General features: G+C 73.1%; 24 protein-coding genes, 1 tRNA gene and 1 pseudogene. 15 read left to right on the top strand and 11 right to left on the bottom strand.

The features are described from left to right. Window positions 1-2: 2 nt before the first annotated feature. Both msrB and msrA read right to left on the bottom strand, forming a co-directional pair. Window positions 3-440 carry a peptide-methionine (R)-S-oxide reductase MsrB gene (gene msrB, locus AC5JJ1_RS29280; protein WP_495788645.1) on the bottom strand — a complete coding sequence of 146 codons (438 nt, stop codon included), beginning with the start codon at window positions 438-440 and terminating at the stop codon, window positions 3-5. Window positions 441-452: 12 nt separating this feature from the next. Beyond that, window positions 453-1001 carry a peptide-methionine (S)-S-oxide reductase MsrA gene (gene msrA / locus AC5JJ1_RS29275; protein WP_495788644.1) on the bottom strand — a complete coding sequence of 183 codons (549 nt, stop codon included), beginning with the start codon at window positions 999-1001 and terminating at the stop codon, window positions 453-455. A 136-nt stretch (window positions 1002-1137) separates the two neighbouring features. Here msrA and AC5JJ1_RS29270 point away from each other — a divergent pair, with 136 nt between their 5' ends. From AC5JJ1_RS29270 to AC5JJ1_RS29250, 5 genes are all read left to right on the top strand, one after another. Beyond that, the gene (locus AC5JJ1_RS29270; RefSeq protein ID WP_495788643.1) at window positions 1138-1974 is read left to right on the top strand and encodes a hypothetical protein; all 837 of its coding nucleotides are present in this window, start codon (window positions 1138-1140) and stop codon (window positions 1972-1974) included. Between the two features lie 22 nt (window positions 1975-1996). Further along, complete coding sequence (locus AC5JJ1_RS29265) at window positions 1997-3112, top strand: THUMP domain-containing class I SAM-dependent RNA methyltransferase (protein ID WP_495788642.1); 1116 nt, start codon at window positions 1997-1999, stop codon at window positions 3110-3112. Window positions 3113-3168: 56 nt separating this feature from the next. Next, complete coding sequence (locus AC5JJ1_RS29260) at window positions 3169-4857, top strand: tetratricopeptide repeat protein (protein WP_495788641.1); 1689 nt, start codon at window positions 3169-3171, stop codon at window positions 4855-4857. Continuing rightward, on the top strand, window positions 4857-5708 hold the full coding sequence (locus AC5JJ1_RS29255; protein WP_495788640.1) for a 4-(cytidine 5'-diphospho)-2-C-methyl-D-erythritol kinase: 852 nt from the start codon (window positions 4857-4859) through the stop codon (window positions 5706-5708). Before AC5JJ1_RS29260 ends, AC5JJ1_RS29255 begins: the two co-directional genes overlap by 1 nt. Before the next feature lie 53 nt (window positions 5709-5761). After that, window positions 5762-5836 (top strand) — tRNA-Gln (locus AC5JJ1_RS29250). A gap of 295 nt (window positions 5837-6131) precedes the next feature. Here the strand turns inward: AC5JJ1_RS29250 and AC5JJ1_RS29245 are convergent. Next, a complete protein-coding gene (locus AC5JJ1_RS29245) occupies window positions 6132-7508 on the bottom strand; it encodes an MFS transporter (RefSeq protein WP_495788639.1) in 1377 nt (458 codons plus the stop codon). A 128-nt stretch (window positions 7509-7636) separates the two neighbouring features. Between AC5JJ1_RS29245 and AC5JJ1_RS29240 the strand changes: the two genes are divergently transcribed. Next, on the top strand, window positions 7637-8155 hold the full coding sequence (locus AC5JJ1_RS29240) for a MarR family winged helix-turn-helix transcriptional regulator (protein ID WP_495788638.1): 519 nt from the start codon (window positions 7637-7639) through the stop codon (window positions 8153-8155). Here AC5JJ1_RS29240 and AC5JJ1_RS29235 read toward each other — a convergent pair. The 4 genes from AC5JJ1_RS29235 to pal all read right to left on the bottom strand — a co-directional run bounded on the left by AC5JJ1_RS29235 (window position 8143) and on the right by pal (window position 12129). After that, window positions 8143-8934: a cupin domain-containing protein gene (locus AC5JJ1_RS29235; protein WP_495788637.1), complete on the bottom strand. Its 792-nt coding sequence runs from the start codon at window positions 8932-8934 to the stop codon at window positions 8143-8145. The two genes, AC5JJ1_RS29240 and AC5JJ1_RS29235, sit on opposite strands and share 13 nt — an antisense overlap. A 155-nt stretch (window positions 8935-9089) precedes the next feature. Beyond that, window positions 9090-10979, bottom strand: a complete 1890-nt coding sequence (locus tag AC5JJ1_RS29230) for a monovalent cation:proton antiporter-2 (CPA2) family protein (RefSeq protein ID WP_495788636.1) — start codon at window positions 10977-10979, stop codon at window positions 9090-9092. 3 nt (window positions 10980-10982) lie between these two features. After that, complete coding sequence (kefF, locus tag AC5JJ1_RS29225; RefSeq protein ID WP_495788635.1) at window positions 10983-11528, bottom strand: glutathione-regulated potassium-efflux system oxidoreductase KefF; 546 nt, start codon at window positions 11526-11528, stop codon at window positions 10983-10985. Window positions 11529-11598: 70 nt separating this feature from the next. Then, window positions 11599-12129 (bottom strand): peptidoglycan-associated lipoprotein Pal, encoded by a 531-nt coding sequence (gene pal, locus AC5JJ1_RS29220; RefSeq protein WP_495788634.1) that lies wholly within the window; start codon window positions 12127-12129, stop codon window positions 11599-11601. 112 nt (window positions 12130-12241) lie between these two features. On the opposite strand from pal, the gene AC5JJ1_RS29215 reads away from it, so the two are divergent. Next, window positions 12242-13642: a phospholipase D-like domain-containing protein gene (locus tag AC5JJ1_RS29215; RefSeq protein WP_495788633.1), complete on the top strand. Its 1401-nt coding sequence runs from the start codon at window positions 12242-12244 to the stop codon at window positions 13640-13642. A 17-nt stretch (window positions 13643-13659) separates the two neighbouring features. Here AC5JJ1_RS29215 and AC5JJ1_RS29210 read toward each other — a convergent pair whose 3' ends face one another. After that, the gene (locus AC5JJ1_RS29210; RefSeq protein ID WP_495788632.1) at window positions 13660-14445 is read right to left on the bottom strand and encodes a hypothetical protein; all 786 of its coding nucleotides are present in this window, start codon (window positions 14443-14445) and stop codon (window positions 13660-13662) included. A 166-nt stretch (window positions 14446-14611) separates the two neighbouring features. Here AC5JJ1_RS29210 and AC5JJ1_RS29205 point away from each other — a divergent pair, with 166 nt between their 5' ends. From AC5JJ1_RS29205 to AC5JJ1_RS29185, 5 genes are all read left to right on the top strand, one after another. Next, entirely contained in the window at window positions 14612-15139 is a 528-nt protein-coding gene (locus AC5JJ1_RS29205; RefSeq protein WP_495788631.1) for a prolyl-tRNA synthetase associated domain-containing protein, read from the top strand. 98 nt (window positions 15140-15237) lie between these two features. Next, on the top strand, window positions 15238-16188 hold the full coding sequence (locus tag AC5JJ1_RS29200; RefSeq protein ID WP_495788630.1) for a tetratricopeptide repeat protein: 951 nt from the start codon (window positions 15238-15240) through the stop codon (window positions 16186-16188). A gap of 10 nt (window positions 16189-16198) precedes the next feature. Continuing rightward, window positions 16199-16870, top strand: coding sequence for an LON peptidase substrate-binding domain-containing protein (locus AC5JJ1_RS29195; RefSeq protein WP_495788629.1), 672 nt, complete (start codon window positions 16199-16201; stop codon window positions 16868-16870). Between the two features lie 10 nt (window positions 16871-16880). Beyond that, entirely contained in the window at window positions 16881-17078 is a 198-nt protein-coding gene (locus tag AC5JJ1_RS29190; protein ID WP_495788628.1) for a Trm112 family protein, read from the top strand. A gap of 6 nt (window positions 17079-17084) precedes the next feature. After that, a complete protein-coding gene (locus AC5JJ1_RS29185) occupies window positions 17085-17456 on the top strand; it encodes a gamma-butyrobetaine hydroxylase family protein (protein ID WP_495788627.1) in 372 nt (123 codons plus the stop codon). Window positions 17457-17562: 106 nt separating this feature from the next. Here AC5JJ1_RS29185 and AC5JJ1_RS29180 read toward each other — a convergent pair. The 3 genes and pseudogenes from AC5JJ1_RS29180 to AC5JJ1_RS29170 form a co-directional block, all read right to left on the bottom strand. Continuing rightward, window positions 17563-17817: pseudogene (locus tag AC5JJ1_RS29180) on the bottom strand (PIN domain-containing protein); the annotation flags it as partial. Further along, window positions 17811-18038 (bottom strand): type II toxin-antitoxin system Phd/YefM family antitoxin, encoded by a 228-nt coding sequence (locus AC5JJ1_RS29175; RefSeq protein WP_495788671.1) that lies wholly within the window; start codon window positions 18036-18038, stop codon window positions 17811-17813. The pseudogene AC5JJ1_RS29180 and the gene AC5JJ1_RS29175, both read right to left, overlap by 7 nt. Window positions 18039-18128: 90 nt before the next feature. Next, window positions 18129-19400 (bottom strand): UbiH/UbiF/VisC/COQ6 family ubiquinone biosynthesis hydroxylase, encoded by a 1272-nt coding sequence (locus tag AC5JJ1_RS29170; protein ID WP_495788626.1) that lies wholly within the window; start codon window positions 19398-19400, stop codon window positions 18129-18131. A gap of 182 nt (window positions 19401-19582) precedes the next feature. Between AC5JJ1_RS29170 and AC5JJ1_RS29165 the strand changes: the two genes are divergently transcribed. The 3 genes from AC5JJ1_RS29165 (at window position 19583) to AC5JJ1_RS29155 (ending at window position 22196) form a co-directional block, all read left to right on the top strand. After that, the gene (locus AC5JJ1_RS29165; protein WP_495788625.1) at window positions 19583-19921 is read left to right on the top strand and encodes a P-II family nitrogen regulator; all 339 of its coding nucleotides are present in this window, start codon (window positions 19583-19585) and stop codon (window positions 19919-19921) included. A 55-nt stretch (window positions 19922-19976) separates the two neighbouring features. Next, window positions 19977-21308, top strand: coding sequence for an ammonium transporter (locus AC5JJ1_RS29160; protein ID WP_495788670.1), 1332 nt, complete (start codon window positions 19977-19979; stop codon window positions 21306-21308). Window positions 21309-21395: 87 nt separating this feature from the next. After that, complete coding sequence (locus AC5JJ1_RS29155) at window positions 21396-22196, top strand: TorF family putative porin (RefSeq protein ID WP_495788624.1); 801 nt, start codon at window positions 21396-21398, stop codon at window positions 22194-22196. Window positions 22197-22322 lie beyond the last annotated feature (126 nt).

Raw genomic sequence — 22322 nt, 5'->3', positions numbered from 1 at the left:
GTTCAACCCTTGGCCGAAACGGGCTCGAAGCGGAGCGAGACGCCGTTCATGCAGTAGCGCTGGCCGGTCGGCGCCGGCCCGTCGGGGAAGACATGGCCGAGATGGCCGCCGCAGCGGGCGCAGTGCACCTCCGTCCGCGTCATGAAGAAGCTGCGGTCGGTGGTGGTGCCGACATTGCCCTCGATCGGGGCGAAGAAGCTCGGCCAGCCGGTGCCGCTCTCAAATTTCGTGCCCGATTCGAAGAGCGGCGTGCCGCAACCGGCGCAGACGAAGGTGCCGGGGCGCTTCTCGGCATTGAGTGGGCTGCTGCCCGGGCGCTCCGTGCCGTGCTCGCGCAACACGCGATAGGCCTCGGGCGAGAGGCTGGCGCGCCACTCGGCCGCGGTCTTCTGCACCGGGTAGTCGGCCTCGGGGGCGGTTTCCTTGCGGAAGAGGGACATGTCGTGGACTCCTTACGCTGCCGGGCGCTTCAGCCGGTCGGCATAGGCCTTGCGGAATTTGGCGACCTTCGGGGCGATGACGATGCGGCAATAGCCGCTCCCGGGGGTGCGGGCGAAGTAGTCTTGGTGCTCCACCTCGCCCGGCCAGAAGCGGTCGAGCGGCTGCACCTCGGTCACCAGCGGGGCGTCCCAGATGTCGCTCGCGCCGATCTCCGCCATCACCTCGGCGGCGATCCGCGCCTGCTCCGGCGAGTGGGTCAGGATGATGGAACGGTACTGCGGCCCCACATCGGCGCCCTGCCGGTCCTTGGTGGTCGGGTCGTGGATGGTGAAGAAGACCCGCAGCAGGTCCGCATAGGAGAGCTCGGCCGGGTCGAAGGTGACCTGCACCACCTCGGCATGCCCGGTCTTCTTGCCGCAGACCTCCTCGTAGGTCGGGTTCTCGGTATGGCCGCCGGCATAGCCGGAGACGACCTGCGAGACGCCGCGCAGGTCGCGATAGACCGCATCCAGGCACCAGAAGCATCCGCCGCCCAGGGTTGCCAGTTCCGTGCCGCTCATCGCAGCCTCCTTCCCGATGCTTGCGCCCAATATAGGGAGCCGGAGGCCGGGATGCAGCGGGCCGGCCTGCCCTGGCTTGGTCGCAATTGGCCAATATGTCCCAGCCGGATTGCGTGCCGTCCAACCGGGGTAGCCCATGACCACCGCCACCGATGCCTGCGACTGGAGCCTCGTCCTCTTCACCCAGGGCGAGGCCGCGCGGCCCGACCGATGCCTCGCCGCCATCCGCCGCGCCGCCGCGGGCCGCGATGCGCAGGTGACCGTGCTGCTGCGGGGCGACGAGCAGGCGGCGGCGGCGCTGGCCTGGCGGCTGGGCGCGGCGGCCGCGGGCCTCCGCCTCTATGCGCTGCCGCAGGGCGACTGGGCGAATGCCTGGAACCAGTACATCCATGCGCTCCGGCCGCAGGCGGCGATGCATGTCTTCGTCGAGGACCATGCCGCGGTCGGGCCGGGGGCGCTGCAGGCCCTCGCCGCCGCGCTGGCGGTCGAGCCGGTGGCCGAGGCGGCGACCGCCCTGCCCTCGGCGGGCCGGCAGGTGGCGGCGCGGCGGGCCCGGCTGCGCCGGGGCGGCCGGCTCCACGGCACCTTGCATGCGCTCAGCGGCCGCTTCGCCGAGGCGCTGGCGGCGGAGGGCTTCCGCCTGCCGGTCGGGCTGGAGCGTATCCGACCCGTCCTCGCCCGCCGCCTCGACGACCGCATCACCGTGGCGGAGGAGGCGAGCTGGCAGCCCCTGCCGCAGCGCATGGGCGAGGGCTGGGGCCGGCGCCTCCGCGCCGCCCGGGCGCGGATCGAGGAGGCGGCGCTGGCCGGCCAGGAAAGCCTGCCGGAATGCGCCCTGCCCCTGCTGCACGACTGGCTGGCGCGGCAGGCCGGGCCCGGCGAGGGGTTCTTCGACTGGCTGGCCCGGCGGCGGCTGGCGCTCGAATCACTGCCCTCGCCCGAGGCGCTGCGGCCGCGGCCGGTCCTGTCATGAGCGCCGCCCCCATGCGGGCGCGATGACGGCCGGGGGCGGCTTCGAGATCTTCCTCGCCACGGCGCCGGGGCTGGAGCCGGCGCTGCTGGCCGAGGTGCAGGGCAAGGGGTTCAGGCAGCCGAGGGCGGTGCCGGGCGGCGTCGTCCTCCGCGGCGGCTGGCCGGAGGTCTGGCGGGCCAATCTCTGGATCCGCGGTGCCGGGCGGGTGCTGGCGCGGATCGACGCCTTCCCCGTCACCCATCTCGCCCAGCTCGATGCCCGCGCCCGCCGTGTCCCCTGGGCTGGCCTGCTGCGGCCGGAGGTGCCCGTCCGGGTCGAGGCGAGCTGCAGCGGCTCGCGCATCTACCACAGCGGCGCCGCGGCCAAGCGGATCGCCACCGCCATCCACGAGACGCTCGGCGCCCCGCTGGCGAAGGCGGGCGGGGTGCTGGTCCGGGCCCGGATCGAGCGCGACCTCTGCACCCTCAGCGTCGACACCTCCGGCGAGCCGCTGCACAAGCGCGGCTACAAGGAGGCGATCAACCCGGCGCCGCTGCGGGAGACGATGGCCTCGCTCTTCCTGCAGCAATGCGGCTTCGACGGCACCGAGCCGCTGCTCGACCCGATGTGCGGCTCCGGCACCTTCGTCATCGAGGCGGCGGAGATCGCGGCAAGGCTCAACCCGGGCCGCAACCGGCACTTCGCCTTCGAGCGGCTCGCCACCTTCGATGCCGAGGCCTGGGCCCGCATGCGGGCGGTCCGCAGCGAGCGCGAGTCCGCCGCCCGCTGCTTCGGCAGCGACCGCGATGCCGGCGCGGTCGGGATGAGCCAGGCGAATGCCGCCCGCGCCGGCGTCACCGGCATCACCGAATTCCGCCAGGCGACGATCAGCGAGATCGCGCCGCCCGACGAGAGGCCGGGCCTTGTCGTCATCAACCCGCCCTATGGCAGCCGGATCGGCGAGCGGCAGGCGCTGCTGCCGCTCTACCGCGCGATGGGGCAGGTGCTGCGGAGCCGTTTCGCCGGCTGGCGCGTCGGGCTGGTCGCCAGCGAGCCGAGGCTCGCCCATGCGACCGGCCTGCCCTTCCTCCCGCCAGGGCCTCCGGTGCCGCATGGCGGGCTGCGCGTGACCCTCCACCGGACCGCGCCGCTGCCCTGAGCGGCCGGCGACGCGGCGATATCGCTCCGCAGCATTCTGCTCTAGCCTCACGGCCGATGCAGTTTCCCGGTCCCCCGTCCCGGCTCGCCCTCCTGGCGGCCGCTCTCCTCTCCGCCTGCGCTGCCAGCGGCCCCCGCGGAGCCTCCGGCCCGGCCGGTCAGCCCGCCTTCGGCGCCTATCTCACCGGCCGCTTCGCCGCCGCCGAGACGGATACCAGGACCGCCGCGGACGCGCTGCTGGAGGCGCTGAAGGCCGACCCGGACCAGCCGGAGGTGCTGAACCGGGCCTTCCTCGCCGCCCTGCTCGACGGCCGGTCCGAGGCCAACCGCCTTGCCCGCCGCCTGCCGGACAACCCGGCCGGCAACTTGCTGCTCGCTGGCGGCGACGTGCAGGGCGGCCGCTGGGACCGGGCGGAACAGCGCCTCCGCGCCATCGGCCGCAGCGGGCCGGTGCAGGTGCTGCAGCCGGTGTTGCTCGCCTGGGTGCAATTCGGCCGCGGCCAGGTGGACCAGGCGCAGGCGACGCTCCGCCCGCTGGTCGAGGCCAACCGGCTGCGCGCCCTGAACGCGCTGCACGCCGCCCTCATCGCCGACCTGGCCGGCAAGCCGCGCGAGGCGGAGCGGCTGGCCCGCCTCGCCATCGCCGACCAGCCGCAGGCGCCCTGGCGCCTCGCCGTGCTCGCCGCCGGGGTGCTGAGCCGCGCCGGCCGCACCGAGGAGGCGAACCGGCTGATGGACGAGGTGGTCGCGACCGGCGAGGATGCGGCGCTGGCCGCCGCCCCGGCCAACCGGCGGCTGGCGCTGGCCGCCCGCGGCGTCGCCTCGCCGACGGATGGCATCGCCGAGGCCTATACCGCGCTCGCCAGCGCGCTGCGCGGCCAGGGTTCCAACGACTTCGCGCTGATCCTGGCGCAGCTCGCCCTCCGCCTCCGGCCCGGCTTCGCCCCCGCGCTGGTGCTGGTGGCCGACACGCTGGGCGACCAGAGCCATCCGGAGCCGGCGCTCGCCGCGCTCGGCCAGATCGCCGCCGACGACCCGCTGGCGCCGGTGGTCGCGCTCCGCCGCGCCGGCCTGCTCGACAAGCTGGGCCGGACGGAGGAGGCGGTGGCGCTGCTGCGCGGGCTGGCCGCCGCCAACCCGACCCTGCCGCAGCCCCCGGCCCGGCTCGGCGACCTGCTGCGCCGGCACGATCGCTTCGCCGAGGCGGCGGAGGCCTATGACCAGGCGCTGGCCCGCAGCGGGCCGGTGGATGCCGCGGACTGGCCCCTCTTCTATGCCCGCGGCATCGCCCGCGAGCGCTCCGGCCAGGCGGCGGCGGCGGAGGCGGACCTGCTCCGCGCGCTCGAGCTCTCGCCCGACCAGCCCTATGTGCTCAACTACCTCGGCTACAGCTGGGCCGAGCAGGGCAAGAACCTCGACCGCGCCAAGGCCATGCTGCTGCAGGCGACGGAGCTGCGCCCGCAGGACGGCAACATCGCCGACAGCCTCGGCTGGGTGCTGTTCCGCCTTGGCAATCTGCCGGAGGCGGTGACCTGGCTCGAGAAATCGGTCGAGCTGGAGCCGCGCAGCAGCGTCATCAACGACCATCTGGGCGACGCCTACTGGGCCTCGGGCCGGCAGCGGGAGGCGCAGTTCCAGTGGCGTCGGGCGCTCGCCCTCGACCCCGAGCCGGCCGAGGTGCCGAAGATCCAGCAGAAGCTGCGCGAGGGCCTGCCGGGCTACCCCGCCTCCACCGCGCAGCGCTGATGCCGGCCGAGCCCGCGCCCGCCAAGGTCAACCTCTACCTGCACGTCACTGGGCGGCGAGCGGATGGCTACCACCTGCTCGACAGCCTCGCCGTCTTCGGCCCGGCGGCGGATGAGGTCGCGGCCGAGCCGGCGGAGGGATTGTCGCTCGCCCTTGACGGCCCCTTCGGCGCCGGGCTGGCGGCTGAGGCGGACAACCTCGTCCTCCGCGCCGCGCGCGCCCTGGCGGAGGCGGCGGGCATCGCCCCGGGGGCCGCGCTGCGGCTCACCAAGCGCCTGCCCATCGCCTCCGGCATCGGCGGCGGCTCGGCGGATGCGGCGGCGGCGCTCCGGCTGCTCGACCGGCTCTGGGGCCTCGGCCTCGGCGAGGCGCGGCTGGCGGCGATCGGGGCCCGGCTCGGGGCGGATGTGCCGGTCTGCCTCGCCTCCCGGCCGATGCGGATGCTGGGGGTGGGGGAGGTGCTCTCCGCGGCTCCGGCGCTGCCGGGCTGCGGCCTGCTGCTGGTCAATCCCGGCCTCGCCCTGGCGACGCCGGCGGTGTTCCGCGCTCGGCAGGGGGGCTTCACCCCGCCCGCCGCGCTGCCCGCCGCCTGGCCCGATGCGGCGACCATGGCGCGCGACCTGGCAGCGCTGCGCAACGACCTTGAGGCGCCGGCGATCGGCCTTTGCCCGCCGGTGGCCGCGGTGCTGGAGGCGCTGCGCGTCCTGCCCGGCTGCCTGCTGGCGCGGGTGAGCGGCAGCGGGGCGACCTGCTTCGGCCTCTTCGCCACGCCGGCCGCGGCGGAGGCGGCGGCGCCGACGCTGCCCCAGGCGTGGTGGCGCGCGGCCGGGCCATGCCACCCGCCCGGATGAGGCGCTTGGGGCTTTACGCGGCGAGGCGCCGGCCCTATCCAGTGCGCCGCCGCTGGGGCGTAGCCAAGCGGTAAGGCAGCGGTTTTTGGTACCGCCATTCCCAGGTTCGAATCCTGGCGCCCCAACCATCCCGCGTCGCCATGAGCCAGCATGGCGCCCGACCTGCACCCGGACGCCTCGGCCAGTTTGCCGGGGCAGGCTCGACCGATATGGCAACACGGGGCGGGGCAGCCTGCTCGCCCGGACAGGAGCCAGGGCGGCCCGGCGTCGAGGTCCTGCAGGCTTCGCCCGGAACCTTCGGCCTGGGGCCGGATACCGACGAGAGCGGCCTCCGTTCGCCCCGGCTCACGGAAGCCGCTCCAAGCTGTCGTGCGGTCGAGCAAATACCTCCGATCGGATGATCCCATCCGATCGGAGTTTGCTTCAGGCCGTGTCCAGCAGGGGCGATGGCCGCTCGGCGGGCGCGGCGGCCGCCGTCGGCTGGGCCGGATCGCCCGATGCCGCCAGCTGCCCCTCGAGCCCCTTCAGCAGGAAGCTGCAGCCGAAGGCCAGCACGGCCGATGCCATCAGGAACCAAGCGGGCGCCGCCAGGTTGCCGGTCAGGCCGATGAGCCAGGTCGCCAGCAGCGGCCCGAGCGCGGAGAAGATGACCGCGCCGAGATTCATCGAGAAGGCGACGCCCGAGAAGCGCACCGATGTCGGGAACAGGTCAGCCAGGATCGCGGCGAAGGTCCCGTGGGTGAAGCAGGCGGCCAGCCCGATCAGGCCGAACAGCAGGGGAAGCGGCAGGTCGCGGCCCAGGATCGCGCCATAGGCGGGGATGGCGCCCACCGCGAGGACGACCGTGCCGAGGCGGTAGACGTAGCGGCGGGGGACGAGGTCGCCCACCCAGGTCGCCAGGATCAGGGTCACCGAGGTCACCGCCACCGCGATGTTGATTGCCGAGGCCACCTCGGGCGGCGCATAGCCGACGGAGCGGACGAGGTAGCCGCCCATATGCGCGAAGAGCAGCCCGTTGAAGGCCGCCACAGCACCCGTCGCCCCGATGCCGACGAGGATGCGCCCGCGATGCAGCGCGAAGAGCTCGGCGAGCGGCCCGCGCGTCCGCACGCCGGAGGCGCGCATCTGCGCCAGCCGCGCCTGCATGCGGGTGAAATCAGGGCTTTCGGCGAGGGACCGCCGCAGGAGGAAGGAGAGCAGCCCCAGCACGCCGCCCAGGATGAAGGCGATGCGCCAGCCATAGGCCGCCATCTGGTCGGGCGTCATCACCCCGTGGAGGATGGTGGACGCCCCGGTCGCCAGCAGCACGCCGGAGGAGACGCAGCCGAAGACCAGCCCGCAGGCGAGCGTCGCCCTGTGCCGCGGCACGCTCTCCACCGCATAGGTCAGGGCGCCCGGCAGCTCGCCGCCGAGGCAGAGCCCCTGCACGAAGCGCAGCGCGACGAAGATGATCGTCGCCGTCACGCCCCATTGCTCGTAGGTCGGCATCGCGCCCATGGCGATCGTGCAGGCCGACATGCCGAGCAGCGAGAGCAGGAAGGAATGGCGGCGGCCCTCCGTGTCGCCCTTGCGGCCGAAGAACAGGCCGCCGATCGGCCGGGCCAGGTAGCCGACCGCGAAGGCGGCCAGCGTCTGCAGCTGCGACACCAGCGGGTCGCCGGCCGGGAAGAAGGCCCGCCCGACATAGGCGGCGAAGACCCCGAAGACAACGAAGTCGTAGAACTCCAGCGCCCCGCCGAGCGAGGACAGGAAGATGACGCGCAAGGCCGCGCGGTCGACGCCGCGGAAGGCTTCACCCATGGACGGACCTCCTCCTTGGCGGGCCGCCGGGCGGCCCGTCGTTGACCTCGCCGCGCCAGGCCGGCGCATGGCGCCGCCCGGCGCCGGCGCCCCTGGCATCGCCTGCGCCTTCGCGCGACGATGATGGCGTGCAGCCCGATCCCGACCGCGCCGCGGCGCCCCGACCCGAGCCTCTCGACGCGGCGCCAGCCGGCGCCGGCGAGACCACCTTCTTCAAGTTCGTGCTGCTGGTGAACCTCGTCGCGCGCCCCTTCGCCCGGCTGCACGAGCGGGCCGATGCCCTGCCGCTGGCGGAGTGGCGCGTCCTGCGCACCCTCGCCTTCGCGCCGGGCCCGATCACCGCGAGCATGCTCGGCGACCGGCTGGGGATGGACAAGATGGCGGTCAGTCGCGCGGTCCGCGGCCTTGAGGCCCGTGGCCGGCTGCATCGCGGCCCGGATCCAGCCGATGGGCGCCGCATCGCGCTTTCGATCACGCCGGCCGGCCGGGCGCTGGTGGCCCGCATCGAGCCCTCCGGCCAGGCGCGCGAGGCCGCCCTGCTGGCGGCGCTGAGCGAGGCGGAGCGCGCCACGCTGGACGGGCTGCTGGACCGCCTGGTGGCGCAGGCCCGCGGCCTGCCGGACCCGGCCACCGATCAGAAGCCGTAGGGGTCGGGCCGGCCCGACCCGTCGAGCCAGGCCACCGGCCCGTCCGCCCAGGCGATGAGCCGGGCGCCGTAGTCCGAGGCGATCTCGACCGAGGCCCCCGGCTCCAGGATCACGAAGGACCCGCCGCGGGCCTGGACCTCGCCGATGCGAACCTCGCCGCCGAGCACGAACCACTCGATGCCGGCGGAGAGCGTATGGGCCGGCACCTGCGTTTCCGGCAGCAGGTTGAGGATGGCGAGGCGCCGGTTCTCACCGATCACGCGGTGGTCGAACACCAGCCGGCGCGTCAGGCCGCCGATGCTCGTGCCCTGCGGCTTCAACCCGGCGACGGCGATGTTGATGTCGGGCGGGACCTCCGGCGCCGGGTTGCGGAACGCGGCCTCCCGCGCCCCGGTGTGCAGGCGCCCGTCGGCGCCCTCCTCCGGCGGGTAGAGCACCGGGCCCTCCAGCCGCGCCGCGAGCACGCAGCGGTCATAGGCGACGGCGTCATGCGTCGTGCCGGCGAGGTTGATCCCGAAATCCCCCTTGCGCGCCGCGCCGTCGTAGTCGTGCAGGGCGCCGTCGAGGAAGTAGGAGTAGGCCGGCGCCTGGTGCTGGTGCAGCCCGCTCCGCGTCATCGGGTCGAAGCCGACGAGGCCGAGATACTGCCCCGCCTCGCGGCTGGCCCGCACCGCCTTCTGGGAGAGGCCGGGGCGGCCGGTCGAGGTCCAGGGGGCGGCGAGCATGTCGAAGGCGTAGATGCCGGCCGGGCGCTGGCGGGCGGCGAGGATGGCGGCCATGGGCGGCTCCGCGGATGATGGTAACAAACGTTACCAAGGGCCGGGAGCCGATCGCCAGCCCTTTCTCCACACTCCCGCGATCGTGCGCCCGCCCGCGGGCGAGGAGGGGCGGCCGGGGCGCGGGCCCCGGATCAGGCCGGACCTGACGCGTCCGGTCAGCCCTCCGCCCGGTTCGGCGCGGCATGGCGCCGCACCTCCTCGACCAGGCTGGTGGTGTCCCAGCCCTCGTCGATGGCGATGCGGCCGCGCGCCCGGTCGCGCTCCAGCACGCTGGAGAGCTGCTCCGCCGCCTCGCGCACCGCCTTGCGGTAGCGCCCGTCATCGCTCCGCAGCGCACCCAGCCGGTGCAGCGTGCGCAGGTCATGCCGGCGGAACAGCCGGCCCGCCCGCTCCGCCTCATAGGCCGGCAGGCCGAGGCGGCGCAGCGCCTCCACGCCGAGTTCCAGCGCCGAGCCGAAGGTCTCGCGCACCATGGCGTGGGCGCCGGCCTCGATCACCGCATAGGCGTGGCTGCGGTCGGTCGCCCGGGCCAGGATCTCCGCCTGGGGGAAGTGCCGCCGCACCGTGCCGATGATGGAGAGCGTCGTCTCCGGCGCGTCCGTCGCCACCACCACCAGCGCCGCCTCCGCGGCGCCCGCCGCCTGCAGCAGGTCGAGCCGCGAGGCATCGCCGTAGAAGACGCGGAAGCCGAAGCTGCGCAGCGCCTCGATCGTCTCCATGTCGTGGTCGAGCACGGTGACGGAGTGGCCCTGCGCCATCAGCAGCCGCCCGACGATCTGCCCGAAGCGCCCGAAGCCGGCGATGATGACGCTGCCCTGCGGCTCGATCGCATCCGGCTCCGGCGGCAGGTCGGCATCGGCCAGGCGGTCGGCGAGCCGGCCATAGGCCATCATCAGCAGCGGCGTCACCGGCATGGAGAGGGCGACGACGGAGACCAGCAGGCTCGCCTCGGCCAGGGGCAGCACCTCGTTCTGGGTGGCGAAGGCGAGCAGCACGAAGGCGAACTCGCCGCCCTGGGAGAGCAGCAGCGTGGTCAGCAGCACCTCCGTCCGCGGCCGCCGCGCGGCCAGCCCCAGCCCCGCCAGCACCGCCGCCTTGACCGCCACCAGGAGGATGACGAGCCCGGCCACGGTGAACGGCGCCGCGGCCACCTGGGCGAAGTCGATCCCCGCCCCGACCGAGAGGAAGAAGAGCCCGAGCAGCAGCCCCTTGAAGGGCTCGATATCGCCCTCGAGCTCGTGGCGGAACTCGCTTTCGGCCAGCACCACGCCGCCGAGGAAGGCGCCGAGCGCCGGCGAGAGGCCGACGGATTCCATCAATAGCGCGATGCCGACGACGAGCAGCAGCGCCGAGGCGGTGAAGATCTCGCGCAGCTTCGTCTCGGCGATGATGCGGAAGACCGGCCGGGTCAGCAGCCGCCCGCCGACCACCACCGCGGCGACGGCGCCGAACACGGCGATCGCCTGGCCCCAGGGCGGCAGCGTCCCGATCCAGCCCTCGTCATGCGCCCCGCCGCCGCCGGCGACGGGCGCCAGGGCGAGCAGCGGCAGCACGGTCAGGATCGGGATGACCGAGACATCCTGGAAGAGCAGCACGGCGAAGGTCGTCTCGCCGCCGCCGGTCTTCAGCAGGCCGCGCTCGGCGAGGATCTGCAGCGCGATGGCCGTCGAGGACATCGCCAGGATCAGACCCGCGGCCAGCGCCGTCCGCCAGTCGTAGCCGAAGGCGAGGCCGATCGCGCCGACCGCCGCCGCGGTCAGCCCGACCTGCAGGCCGCCCGCGCCGAGCACCGGCCCGCGCATTGCCCAGAGCCGCGCCGGCTGCAGCTCCAGCCCGACCAGGAAGAGCATCATCACCACGCCGAATTCGGCGAAATGCATCATCTCCCCGGCATCGCCCGCGAGATGCAGGCCGAAGGGCCCGATCGCCACGCCCGCCAGCAGGTAGCCGAGCACCGAGCCGAGGCCGAGCCGCTTGGCGATCGGCACCGTCGCCACCGCGGCCAGGAGGTAGACGAAGGCCTGCGCCAGGAAGCCCTCAGCCATGGCTCAGGCCTCCACCATGTCGCGCAGCTCCTGCAGCAGCGTGGCGTACTCCGCCGCGTGCCGCTCCAGCTCCGGCGTTTCCATCAGATGCGTGCCGTGCAGGATGAAGGGCGGCAGCCAGCGCATGTGGCAGAGCCGCGCCGTCGCCTCGAAGGGGCGGAGGAACTCCTCGATGGCGTAGCGGTTCAGCCCGCCCGGCGTGTAGGCTGACTCGCCGCCGCCGGCCGTGACGGCCGAGAGCAGCGACTTGCCGGCCAGCGCCGTCCCCTCCCGCCCGTAGGCGAAGCCGTGCTCCAGCACCAGGTCCTCCCATTCCTTCAGCATGGCGGGGGAGGAGTACCAGTAGAGCGGGTGCTGGAAGACGATGACGTCGTGCTCCAGCAGCAGCGACTGCTCCGCCTCCACGTCGATGAGGAAGTCGGGATAGGCCTCGTAGAGGTCGTGCAGCCGGACGCCCTCCACCTGCCGCGCGGCGGCGGCCATCGCGGCATTGGCGCGGGAGCGCCGCCTGACGGGATGGGCGAGTAGCACGAGGATGCGCTGGGGCATGCGGGCTCCGGACCTGGGGGGCCTAAGGTCGGTGCCCTCCGCCTCCCCGGTCAAGCCAGCCGTTCGGCGCCTACCGCACCGTGGTCACCGCGCGGCGGTTCTCCGCCCAGGCCTGCTGGTCCGAGCCGAGGGCCACCGGCCGGTCCTTGCCGAAGCTGATCGTCGTCACCCGCGCCCCCGCGACGCCCTGCGAGACCAGCACGTCGCGCGCCGCATTCGCCCGCCGCTGGCCGAGGGCGAGGTTGTACTCGCGCGTGCCGCGCTCGTCGGCATGGCCCTCCACCATGACCGTCACCGGGCGGTATTGCTGCAGCCAGGCCGCCTGGCGCTCCAGCACCGGGCGCTGGTCGGCGCCCACGGTCGCGCTGTCGGTCACGAAGTAGACGCGGTCGCCGACATTCGCGGCCAGGTCCTCCTGGCTGCCCGGCCGCGCATTCGCCCCGCCGCGCCCGCCCCCGGGCCCGGCCGGCCCGCCGCCCGGCGCGGCCGCGCCGAGGCTGGAGCCCCCGCCCTGCCCGGCCGCGGTGGCCGAGTCTGAGTTGGAGGAGCAGCCGGCCAGCAGCGCCATGGCGGCCAGTGCAGCGAAGGTTCTGATGAGCATGCGATCCAAATCCCCGAAGCCGGCCGCATATGGCAGCAGGTGCTGACTGGTTTATGAGTGCCGCCCCGGCCGTGTCCACGCGGCACCGGCCCGGTCATAAGGCCAAGGAGGGATGATGGCGACCATTGGCCTGATGCTGCTGCATGCCATGCTGTCCTCGCTGGTGACGGTGCATGTCCTGCTGCGCAAGCGGGATGTCGGGGCCTCCATCAGCTGGATCGGCCTCGCCTGGCTTTCGCCCTTCCTCGGCTCGACGCTCTACTGGCTGCTCGGCGTCAACCGCGTCGCCAACCGCGCCAGGGCGATGCGGCGGCCGGGGGGCCGGCGGGCCGTGCGGGCGGAGGAGTCCTCCCCGTGCCGCTACTCGCCGGGGCTTGCCGCCCTCGACCGCACCGCGCGCCGCCTGACCGGCCAGCCCGCCCTCACCGGCAACCGCATCACGCCGCTGCAGGATGGCGATGCCGCCTATCCGCGCATGCTCGCCGCCATCGAGGCGGCGGAGCATTCCGTCCTGCTCTCCAGCTACATCCTCCGCGACGACGCGGCCGGCGGCCCGATCCTCGATGCGCTGATCCGCGCCGAGCGGCGCGGGATCGCGGTGCGGGTGCTGCTCGACGGCATCGGCAGCGGCTACTTCCTCTCGCCGGCCTACCGGCGGCTGCGGCGGCACGGCGTGCCCGCCGCCCGCTTCATGCACACCTCGCTGCCCTGGCGCATGCCCTTCCTCAACCTGCGCTCCCACAAAAAGATCCTCGTCGTCGACGGGTGCCGGGCCTTCACCGGCGGGCTGAACATCGGCCGCGAGAACCTGCTCGCCAGCCGCCCCCCGTCGCCAGTGCGCGACATCCACTTCGCCATCGACGGGCCGGTGGCGGCGCAGCTCGCCGAGGCCTTCGCCCGGGACTGGCAATGGGTCACCGGCGAGGCGCGGCCCCTGCCGGAGCCCCTGGCCGCGCCGGCCCGGGCGGGGGAGGTGACGGCCCGCGTCATCACCTCCGGCCCCGACCAGGACCTCGAGAAGATCGAGACCGTGACGCTCCAGGCCATCGCCTGCGCGGAGCGCTCGGTCCTGGTCCTGACGCCCTATTTCCTACCCGACGGCCGGCTGATGACGGCCCTCGGCCTCGCCGCCCTGCGCGGCGTCGCGGTCGACATCGTGGTGCCGGAGCGGAGCAACCACCGCATCGTCGACTGGGGCATGCGCGCGCATGTCGACCCGCTGCTGCAGGCCGGCTGCCACATCTGGTTCAATCCGCCGCCCTTCGACCACTCGAAGCTGATGGTGGTGGACGAGAGCTGGAGCCTCATCGGCAGCTCCAACTGGGACATGCGCAGCTTCCGGCTGAATTTCGAGCTGGATGTCGAGATCTACGACCCGGCCATGGCTGCCGCCCTCGCCGCGGTCATCTGGCAGCGGCGCGGCCGGCGGCTGCGGGCGGCGGAGCTGGCGCGGCGCCCCCTGCCGGTGCGGCTGCGCGATGCGGCGATGCGCCTGGCGCTGCCCTATATCTGATCATCGCCTCGCCCTGATCATCGCCTCTCGGGCCCGATCCGGCAGGGCACCGAGGCCGGCGCCCTGGCGTAGCTGCAAACGACGTAGCCGGGCAGGTCGAGCGCATCCTCGATGCGGGCGAAGCCGGTCTGCTCGCCGGGCCGCAACAGCCCGGTCTCGTGCGACAGCAGCTTCGAGCGGTCGGCGGCGTAGAGCACCTTGATCGGGAAGTCGCAGCGGTTGGTGAAGCGGATGGCGCGCTGCCTCGGCTCGCCCCCGGCCTCGCCGCCGCGCCGCAGGTCCCGCTCCGCGCAGGCCGGCGTGACCAGTGGGGCCACCGGCTCCGCCTCTGCGGGGACGACCGGCCGCGCCTCCATGGGCTTCACCGGCTCGGCCCCCGCGGAGGCCACCGGCGGCGCCTCGGCGGGAACCAAGGGCTGCGCCTCCCTGGAGGTGACCGGCCGCACCTCCGTTGGAGTGACCGGCCGTGCCTCCCCAGGGACGACCGGCTGCGCCTCCCTTGGAACGACCGGCTGCGCCTCGGGGGCAGCCGCCGGCTCCGGCTCAGGCGATGCCGGCCCGGTCGGCGCCGGCGCGGGCGCCGCCGCAGCCAGGACCGGACGCGCCTCGCCGCAATCCTCGCCGCGCCGCGCCAGCTCCCGCCGCATCTGGCCGCCGCTGATCGGGTTGCCGCGCCAGGTGCAGAGCTGCGCCGTCGGCACTTCCCGCATCCGCTCCGCCCCGACCTGATCGAGCACGGCGCAGGCGCCGAGCGGCAGGACGAGCCCGAGCAGGGCAGCGACACGGGACGGGCGCAGAGGCATTGGAGGGGAATTCCTGGGCAGGCGGCGCCATCCAAGCCCCACAGTTCCGCAAAGGTCTAGCCCGGGCCGGCGGTCGATGCGCAGGCGGCTTTCGGCGGCCGGGGGGTTGCTCCGCGGCCCGGCTTTCGGCACAGCCACCCCTCACCCGGCCGATCAGACAGCCCCGATGCCCGAAACTCCCCAATCCCTGCTGGCGCGCCTCGCCGCGCTCGGCATCGAGACCACCACCACGGAGCATGCCCCGGTCTTCACCGTGGCGGAGAGCCAGGCCCTGCGCGGCAGCCTGCCCCAGGGCGAGGAGGGCGGCCACAGCAAGAACCTCTTCCTCCGCCCGGCGAAGGCAGGCCCTGGCCCGCATCTGCTGGCGGTGCTGGAGGAGGGGCGCAAGCTCTCGGTCAATGCCCTGGCCCGCGCCGCCGGCGCGGGGCGGGTGGAGATGGCGCCCGCCGAGGACCTCCGCCGCCTGCTCGGCGTCGAGCCCGGCTCCGTCACCCCCTTCGGCCTGGTCAACGCCCCGCCCGGCGCGGTGCGGGTCGTGCTCGATGCCGGGTTGCTGCGGGACCATGCGGTGGTCCATTTCCATCCGCTGGTGAACAGCATGACCACCGCCATCCGCCCGGCCGACTTGCTACGCTTCCTGGACAGCCTCGGCCACCGGCCGGAGGTGCTGGAGATGCCGCCCCCGGCCGCGTGAAATATTGAAACGGACCCCGGGCGCCCACCATCTGCGCCCTGCCCATTGCCCTTGCGCCGGACCGGCGCATCTATGACCGCAGACCAAGGAAATCCGCCATGGACGTCATCTTCGACCCGAACCGCCAGGCTCCCCCTGCCGGGGCCCCTGCCGGCGGCGCCGACCTGATCATGGATGGCGACCAGAAGACCTTCATGAAGGACGTGGTCGAGGCCAGCCGCGAGGTTCCCGTCCTCGTCGATTTTTGGGCGACCTGGTGCGGCCCCTGCAAGACGCTGACGCCGGCCATCGAGAAGGTGGTCCGCGCCGCCGGCGGCCGGGTGAAGCTGGTCAAGATCGACATCGACAAGAACCGGGCGCTGGTCCAGCAGCTGACGCAGCTCGGCCTGCCGCTGCAGAGCGTGCCGACGGTCGCCGCCTTCTGGCAGGGCCAGATCGCCGACCTGTTCCAGGGCGCCCTGCCCGAAGGTGAGATCAAGCGCTTCGTCGAGGGGCTGCTGAAGCTGGCCGGCGGCCAAATGCCCGCCGCCGACCTGCTCGCCGAGGCCAAGGCGGCCGCTGAGGAGGGCGACCACCAGACCGCGCTCCAGCTCTACGGCGCCCTCGTTCAGGAGGAGCCGGAGAATGCCGAAGCCTTCGCCGGCGTCGCCCGCAGCCTGATGGAGCTCGGCCAGGAGGAGCAGGCGCTGCAGGTCCTCGACAACCTGCCGCCGAAGATCGCCGACCACGCCGCCATCGCCTCGGTTCGCAGCACGCTCGAGCTCGCCGCCGAGGGCCGCCGCGCCCGCGAGAAGACGGCGGAGTTCGAGCAGCGCCTCGCCGCCGACCCGGACGACCATGCGGCGCGGATCGAGCTGGCCGTGGCGCTGAATGCCGCCGGGGACCGCGAGGCGGCCGTCGACGCGCTGCTTGAGGCCTTCCGCCGCGACCGCGCCTGGAACGACGAGGCGGCGCGCAAGCAGCTGCTGAAATTCTTCGAGGCCTGGGGCTTCTCCGACCCGGCGACGGTGGCAGGGCGGCGCAAGCTGTCCTCGCTGCTGTTCCGCTAGCGCCGCCTCGGTGGCAGCCCCCCGCGCCGAGCGTGACGCGCTTCCGGCCGAGATTGCGGTCTTCCCGCTGTCCGGGGCCCTGCTGCTGCCCGACGGGCGGCTGCCGCTGAACATCTTCGAGCCGCGCTACCTAGCGATGACCGAGGACAGCCTGGCCGCCGGCCGGATGTTCGGCATGGTCCAGCCGGACCCGGGCGCCCCGCGCGGCGCGACCGGGCCCGGCCTCTACCGCATCGGCTGCCTCGGCCGGCTGACCTCCTTCGCCGAGACGGAGGACGGGCGCTTCCTCGTCACCCTGACCGGCATGGTCCGCTTCCGCGTCGCCGAGGAACTGGAGATGCGCCGGGGCTACCGCCGGGTGCGGGCCGATTACGGCGCCTTCCAGGCCGACCTCCAGCCGGCGGCGCCGCCCGAGCTCGACCGCCCCGGCCTGCTCGCCGCCCTCCGCCCCTTCTTCAAGGCGCGCGGGATCGAGGCGAATTGGGAGGCGGTGGAGCAGACCGAGGACGCCGCGCTGGTGACGACGCTCGCCATGGTCTGCCCCTTCGAGGTGCCGGAGAAGCAGGCGCTGCTGGAGGCGGCGACGCCGGCCGAGCGTGCCGCGATGCTGATCGCCTTGCTCCAAATGGGCGCCCATGGCACGCCATCCGGCGACGCGCCGCCCCGTGGGCGGCTGAGCTAGAGGACCACGCATGAGCCACGCCACGACCGACGCCCCCGAGGTGGATCCCGCCCTGCTCGAGATCCTGGTCTGCCCGCTGACCAAGGGCCCGCTGCGCTACGACCGCGCCGCCGGCGAGCTGGTCAGCGACCAGGCCCGCCTCGCCTATCCGATCCGCGACGGCATCCCGATCATGCTGCCGGACGAGGCCCGCCGCCTCGACGACTGAGCGGCCATGCCGACCCCGACCGAAATCCGCCTGAAGCGGGCCGAGCGCCTGCTGGAGGTCGCCTTCGACGACGGCAGCCGCTTCCGCCTGCCGGCCGAGTACCTCCGCGTCGAGAGCCCCTCGGCGGAGGTGCAGGGCCATGGGCCGGGGCAGAAGGTGCTGGTCGCCGGGCGGCGCGAGGTCGGCATCCTCCGCCTCGAGCCGGTCGGCCACTACGCCATCCGCATCGCCTTCGACGACCTGCATGACAGCGGGATCTATTCCTGGGACTACCTGCACCGGCTGGGTGCGGAGCAGGAGGCGCGCTGGGCGGCCTATGAGCAGGCGCTGGCGGAAAAGGGGCTGAGCCGCGACCCGCCACCGCGGCGGAAAGGCTAGGCGCAGCCGAGGACGGGGATGCCGTAGCGGGCGAGCTTGGGGTCGACGTCATCAACGTGAACCCCTCCGCCTTGGCCTGGGCCGCCAGCATGCGGTCGAACGGGTCGCCATGATCGGCGAAGCGAGGCAGCCTGGCAGCCGCCAGCACATGCGGCACCTCCAGGGGCAGCAGCCCGAACCCGCCCGCCTTCGCAGCCGCGGCGACCTCGCCGGCCTCGGCGAGCAACTTGCCGCGGCCGGATTTCAGGACGATCTCCCGAAGGGTCACGACGCTGATCAGCCGCTCCACGCTGGGATCGGCCAGCACCCGCCGCGCCTCCGGCCCCGGCCTGAGATGGTCGCCGACCAGGCAGATCAGCACATGGGTATCGACCAGCAGCCTCGCTTCGGCGGCTCGGCATCCTCGCCGTAGAACAGGGCGTTGATCTCAGCGTCCTCGTCGTCGAAGTCGCCGGCGACCCAAACCTTTCCCTTCAGCACGCCGAACACCACGGACGGCTTCGGCGTCACCGGGACGAGCTTCGCCAGCGGCGTCCCGCGCCGGGTGATGATGATCTCCTCTCCCGCCTCGACCCGCGCCAGCAGGCGCGAGAGCTGGGTCTTCGCGGCATAGGTGTCGATCCTGTCCGGTATGGCCGGGCTTCCTGACCAGACCAGGGGACTAGACCGGCCCTACCCCGCCTTCAACAACCCCTGCCCCGCCAGCAGCCCCGTCACCCCCGGCCCGAGCCCCATCGCCTGCCGGGCGAAGGCCCGCTTCAGCCCCGGCATCCGGTCGACTGCCGCGATGCCGAGCCGCCGCGCGATCCTGACCGGCGCGAAGTCGTTGCCGAAGAGCCGCTCCAGCGCATGCATGCCCGTCAGCATCAGCAGCGTGTCCGGCCGCCGCCGCGCCTGGTAGCGCGCCAGCACCGCCGGTGCGCCCGGGTCCCCGCCCGCATTCCAGGCGGCGATCACCTCCTCGGCCAGCGCCGCCACGTCGCGGAAGCCGAGGTTGAGCCCCTGCCCGGCGATCGGGTGCACCCCATGCGCCGCATCGCCGACGAGGGCGAGGCGCGTATCCGTCCAACGCTCCACCAGCAGCGCCGAGAGCGGGTAGGACCAGCGCCGCCCGATCGGCTTCACCCGGCCGAGATGCGGCCCGAGGCGGCGCCCCAGCTCCCGCCCGAAGGCCTCGTCGCCGAGCGCCAGCATCCGCTTGGCGATCGCCGTCCGGTCCGCCCAGACGAAGGCGGAGGCATGCGGGTAGGCCGCGGTGCCGAAGCGGTCCGGCCCGGCGAGCGGCAGCTGGGCGAAGGGCCCGTTCGGCAGGAACTGCTCGAGCGCCACCCCCTCATGCGGCAGCTCATGGGCGAAGGCGCCGACCATGCCGATCTGATGGTAGTCGAGCGTCGTCGCGCGGATGCCGGCCTGGCGCCGCAGCGGGCTGTTGCGGCCCTCGGCGGCGACCACCAGCCGCGCCCGCAGCACCTCCCCGGTCGAGAGGCGCACCGTCGCCCCGTCGGCCTGCCGCTCCACCTCGGCGGTCGCCGGGGCGAAGACGCGGAGGTTGGGCATCCCCGGCATGGCGGCGTTCAAGGCCATCCGGAGGCTCCGCGCCTCCACCATGTAGCCGAAGGGCTCGTCCGAGACCTCGCTCGCCTCGAACATCAGGGAGAGCGGCGAGGCCGGCTCGCCCGGCCGCCCGTCGGCGACGCGGATGCAGCGGATGCCGCAGGGCTCCGCCGGCAGCCGCTCCCACACCCCGGCGGCGTCCAACAGGCGCTTCGAGGTGAGGGCGATGGCATAGGCCCGTCCGTCGAAATCCGGCAGCGCCATGGGCGGCAGCGGCGCGCTGTCCACCACCGCGACGGGGAGGCCGGCGGCGGCCAGCGTCGCGGCGAGGGTGGCGCCGACCGGGCCGGCGCCGATCACGCAGGCGGCCAATTCGGGGTTCGATGTCATGGCTGGCTCATCCCATGGCTGCAGCTCGGGGTCCATCTGCCCAAGCCCTGCCCGCCCTGCCCGTAAAAAAGGCAGGCCTGCAAACAATCGCGACGCACTCCCTGGCCGCGCCACGGCCCGCGCCTGTGGCACGGGATTTGTAGGCAGCTCCAACCGGGACCATCGAGGAGGACCATGGGCAGATGAAGCTGGTGATGGCGTTCATCAAGCCCTTCAAGCTGGACGAGGTGCGCGAGGCGCTCACCCCGCTCGGAGTGCAGGGGCTGACGGTGACCGAAGTGAAGGGCTTCGGCCGCCAGAAGGGGCAGACGGAAATCTACCGCGGGGCCGAGTACCAGGTCAGTTTCCTGCCGAAGATCAAGATCGAGGTCGTCGTCTCGGACGAGCTGGTGGAGGCGGTGATGGAAGCCGTCGCCAAGGCCGCCCGCACCGACAAGATCGGCGACGGCAAGATCTTCGTGCTGGACGTGGAGCGGGCCCTCCGCATCCGCACCGGCGAGACAGACACCTCGGCGCTCTGACATCTCGGCGCCCTGGCGCCGCATGACGCTCAATCGGAATACAGGGGAACACATGATGAGGATGCCCGCACGCGTGCTGGCGCCGCTGGCCGCAGCACTGCTCGCCACGACGCCGGCCCTGGCGCAGGACGGCCCGAAGATCGACACCGGCGACACCGCCTGGATGCTCACCAGCACCGCGCTCGTGCTGATGATGACCATCCCCGGCCTGGCGCTCTTCTACGCCGGCATGGTGCGCAAGAAGAACGTGCTTGCCACCATGATGCAGAGCTTCTCGATCGCCGCGCTGGCGACGGTGGTCTGGATGGTCGCGGGCTACAGCCTGGCCTTCGGCGAGGGCGGCCCCTGGATCGGCGACCTCTCGAAGCTCTTCCTCTCGGGCATCGCCGAGAACTGGGACAAGCCCTTCACGCTCGGCAGCGGCGACGGGGCGGTGGCCTTCACCATCCCCGAGACGGTCTTCCTGATGTTCCAGATGACCTTCGCCATCATCACCCCGGCCCTCATCACCGGCGCCTTCGCCGACCGGATGAAGTTCAGCGCCATGGTGCTGTTCACCATCCTCTGGTCGCTGCTGGTCTACTCGCCGATCGCCCATTGGGTCTGGCACCCGAATGGCTGGATCTTCGCCCTCGGCGCGCTCGACTTCGCCGGCGGCACCGTGGTCCACATCAATGCGGGCGTGGCCGGGCTGGTCGCGGCCCTCGTGCTCGGCAAGCGGCTCGGCTTCGGCCATGACAACATGGCGCCCTACAACCTGGCGCTGGCGGTCATCGGCGCGGGGCTGCTCTGGGTGGGCTGGTTCGGCTTCAACGCGGGCTCGGCCGGCGGGGCCGGGGCGCGCGCGGGCATGGCGATGCTGGTGACGCAGATCGCAGCCGCCGTCGCGGCGCTCGCCTGGCTCTTCGCCGAGTGGGCGACCAAGGGCAAGCCGAGCGTGCTGGGCGCCATCTCCGGCGCGGTCGCGGGGCTCGTCGCCATCACGCCCGCCAGCGGCTTCGTGCTGCCGGTGCCGGCGCTGATCATCGGCGTCGTGGCCGGCCTCGGCGGCTTCTGGGGTGCGACCGGCCTCAAGCATCTCTGCGGCTATGACGACAGCCTCGATGCCTTCGGCGTGCATGGCGTCTGCGGCATCATCGGCAGCCTGCTGACGGGCGTCTTCGCCTATGGCGCCCTCTCGGCGACCACGGCGGTGCCGGCGGGCCTCAGCGGCTCTTTCGAGCAGTTCATCATCCAGGCCGAGGCGACGGGCGCGGTCATCGCCTACACCGCGATCGCCAGCTTCATCCTGCTGAAGGTCACCGACGTGATCGTCGGCCTCCGCGTCGCGGAGGAGGAGGAGCGCGAGGGCCTCGACGTCACCCAGCACGGCGAGCGCATCGCCTGAGACCAGGCGGCCGGATGGGAGCCTCGCTCCCTCCGGCCCTTTTTTTGTCCACTCACGTTACGACATCAGAACCTGGGGGTTACCCGAATGACGACAACCAAGCCCGGCCTGCTCGCCGCGCTCCGTAGTGCCTGGATCGCCGCCGCCGCCCTGCTGCTGCCGGCCATGCCCGCCGCGGCGCAGACCACCATCGACTCGCTCGGCCTCACCGTCACGCTGACGCCCGCCGTCGCCAACGACTACCTCTTCCGCGGCATCAGCCAGACGCGCAACAACTGGGCCTTCCAGGGCACGGTCGACGTCCAGCACGACAGCGGCTTCTACATCGGCTCCTTCCTCAGCAATGCGAAATTCCTGGCAAACCCCTGGAACGACACCCGGCAGGAGCTCGACCTGCTGGCCGGCTACCGGTTCACGCTGGGCGGCGTCGCGCTCGATGTCGGCTACATCGCCTATCTCTACCCGGGCCAGGACAAGGCGCCGGGGACGCAGCTGAACGAGTACCAGGAGGTCGCGCTCAAGGCTTCCTACACCATCGACATCGTCAAGCTGATGGGCGCCTTCAACTACTCGCCGAACTTCTTCGGCCGCTCGGGCGACGGCTTCTACATCGAGGGCGGCGCCGACGTGACGCTGCCCTACGGCCTCACCGCCTCCGCCCGCCTTGGCCATCAGTGGATCCAGCGCAACCCGCTCTTCGGCACGCCGGACTACCTGTGGTACTCGATCGGCGTCTCGCGCGAGATTTATGCCGGCGTGACCGCCTCGGTCGCCTGGTACGGCACGGACATCAACAAGCGCGACTGTGTCCCCGTCGCCGGCCGCGCCGATGGCGGCCAGCGGATCTGCGACGGCCGGGTGCTCTTCACCCTGAGCCGAGTCTTCTGATCCGGGCCTCTCCGGGGGCCAGCTCGGGGCGCCGGCCGCAGGGCCGGCGCCCTTTTTCGTGGATTCCGTGGCCCGGCAAGCATTTGCACGCTATCCTTGGGGCCTGTTCTGAAAACCGGACCCCGC

The sequence above is a fragment of the Belnapia sp. genome (genome assembly GCF_059504005.1).
This window is presented reverse-complemented; position numbering and strand designations above follow the sequence as displayed.

Excerpts from the sequence above, each read along its gene's own strand:
- AC5JJ1_RS29210 (WP_495788632.1), bottom strand. The coding sequence starts at position 14,445 with ATGCCTCTGCGCCCGTCCCGTGTCGCTGCCCTGCTCGGGCTCGTCCTG.
- AC5JJ1_RS29190 (WP_495788628.1), top strand. The coding sequence starts at position 16,881 with ATGAGCCACGCCACGACCGACGCCCCCGAGGTGGATCCCGCCCTGCTC.
- AC5JJ1_RS29165 (WP_495788625.1), top strand. The coding sequence starts at position 19,583 with ATGAAGCTGGTGATGGCGTTCATCAAGCCCTTCAAGCTGGACGAGGTG.
- AC5JJ1_RS29265 (WP_495788642.1), top strand. The coding sequence starts at position 1,997 with ATGACGGCCGGGGGCGGCTTCGAGATCTTCCTCGCCACGGCGCCGGGG.
- AC5JJ1_RS29185 (WP_495788627.1), top strand. The coding sequence starts at position 17,085 with ATGCCGACCCCGACCGAAATCCGCCTGAAGCGGGCCGAGCGCCTGCTG.
- kefF (WP_495788635.1), bottom strand. The coding sequence starts at position 11,528 with ATGCCCCAGCGCATCCTCGTGCTACTCGCCCATCCCGTCAGGCGGCGC.
- AC5JJ1_RS29215 (WP_495788633.1), top strand. The coding sequence starts at position 12,242 with ATGATGGCGACCATTGGCCTGATGCTGCTGCATGCCATGCTGTCCTCG.
- AC5JJ1_RS29155 (WP_495788624.1), top strand. The coding sequence starts at position 21,396 with ATGACGACAACCAAGCCCGGCCTGCTCGCCGCGCTCCGTAGTGCCTGG.
- AC5JJ1_RS29245 (WP_495788639.1), bottom strand. The coding sequence starts at position 7,508 with ATGGGTGAAGCCTTCCGCGGCGTCGACCGCGCGGCCTTGCGCGTCATC.
- AC5JJ1_RS29160 (WP_495788670.1), top strand. The coding sequence starts at position 19,977 with ATGAGGATGCCCGCACGCGTGCTGGCGCCGCTGGCCGCAGCACTGCTC.
- pal (WP_495788634.1), bottom strand. The coding sequence starts at position 12,129 with ATGCTCATCAGAACCTTCGCTGCACTGGCCGCCATGGCGCTGCTGGCC.
- msrB (WP_495788645.1), bottom strand. The coding sequence starts at position 440 with ATGTCCCTCTTCCGCAAGGAAACCGCCCCCGAGGCCGACTACCCGGTG.
- AC5JJ1_RS29170 (WP_495788626.1), bottom strand. The coding sequence starts at position 19,400 with ATGACATCGAACCCCGAATTGGCCGCCTGCGTGATCGGCGCCGGCCCG.
- AC5JJ1_RS29260 (WP_495788641.1), top strand. The coding sequence starts at position 3,169 with ATGCAGTTTCCCGGTCCCCCGTCCCGGCTCGCCCTCCTGGCGGCCGCT.
- AC5JJ1_RS29270 (WP_495788643.1), top strand. The coding sequence starts at position 1,138 with ATGACCACCGCCACCGATGCCTGCGACTGGAGCCTCGTCCTCTTCACC.
- AC5JJ1_RS29255 (WP_495788640.1), top strand. The coding sequence starts at position 4,857 with ATGCCGGCCGAGCCCGCGCCCGCCAAGGTCAACCTCTACCTGCACGTC.
- AC5JJ1_RS29235 (WP_495788637.1), bottom strand. The coding sequence starts at position 8,934 with ATGGCCGCCATCCTCGCCGCCCGCCAGCGCCCGGCCGGCATCTACGCC.
- AC5JJ1_RS29200 (WP_495788630.1), top strand. The coding sequence starts at position 15,238 with ATGGACGTCATCTTCGACCCGAACCGCCAGGCTCCCCCTGCCGGGGCC.
- AC5JJ1_RS29205 (WP_495788631.1), top strand. The coding sequence starts at position 14,612 with ATGCCCGAAACTCCCCAATCCCTGCTGGCGCGCCTCGCCGCGCTCGGC.
- AC5JJ1_RS29230 (WP_495788636.1), bottom strand. The coding sequence starts at position 10,979 with ATGGCTGAGGGCTTCCTGGCGCAGGCCTTCGTCTACCTCCTGGCCGCG.
- msrA (WP_495788644.1), bottom strand. The coding sequence starts at position 1,001 with ATGAGCGGCACGGAACTGGCAACCCTGGGCGGCGGATGCTTCTGGTGC.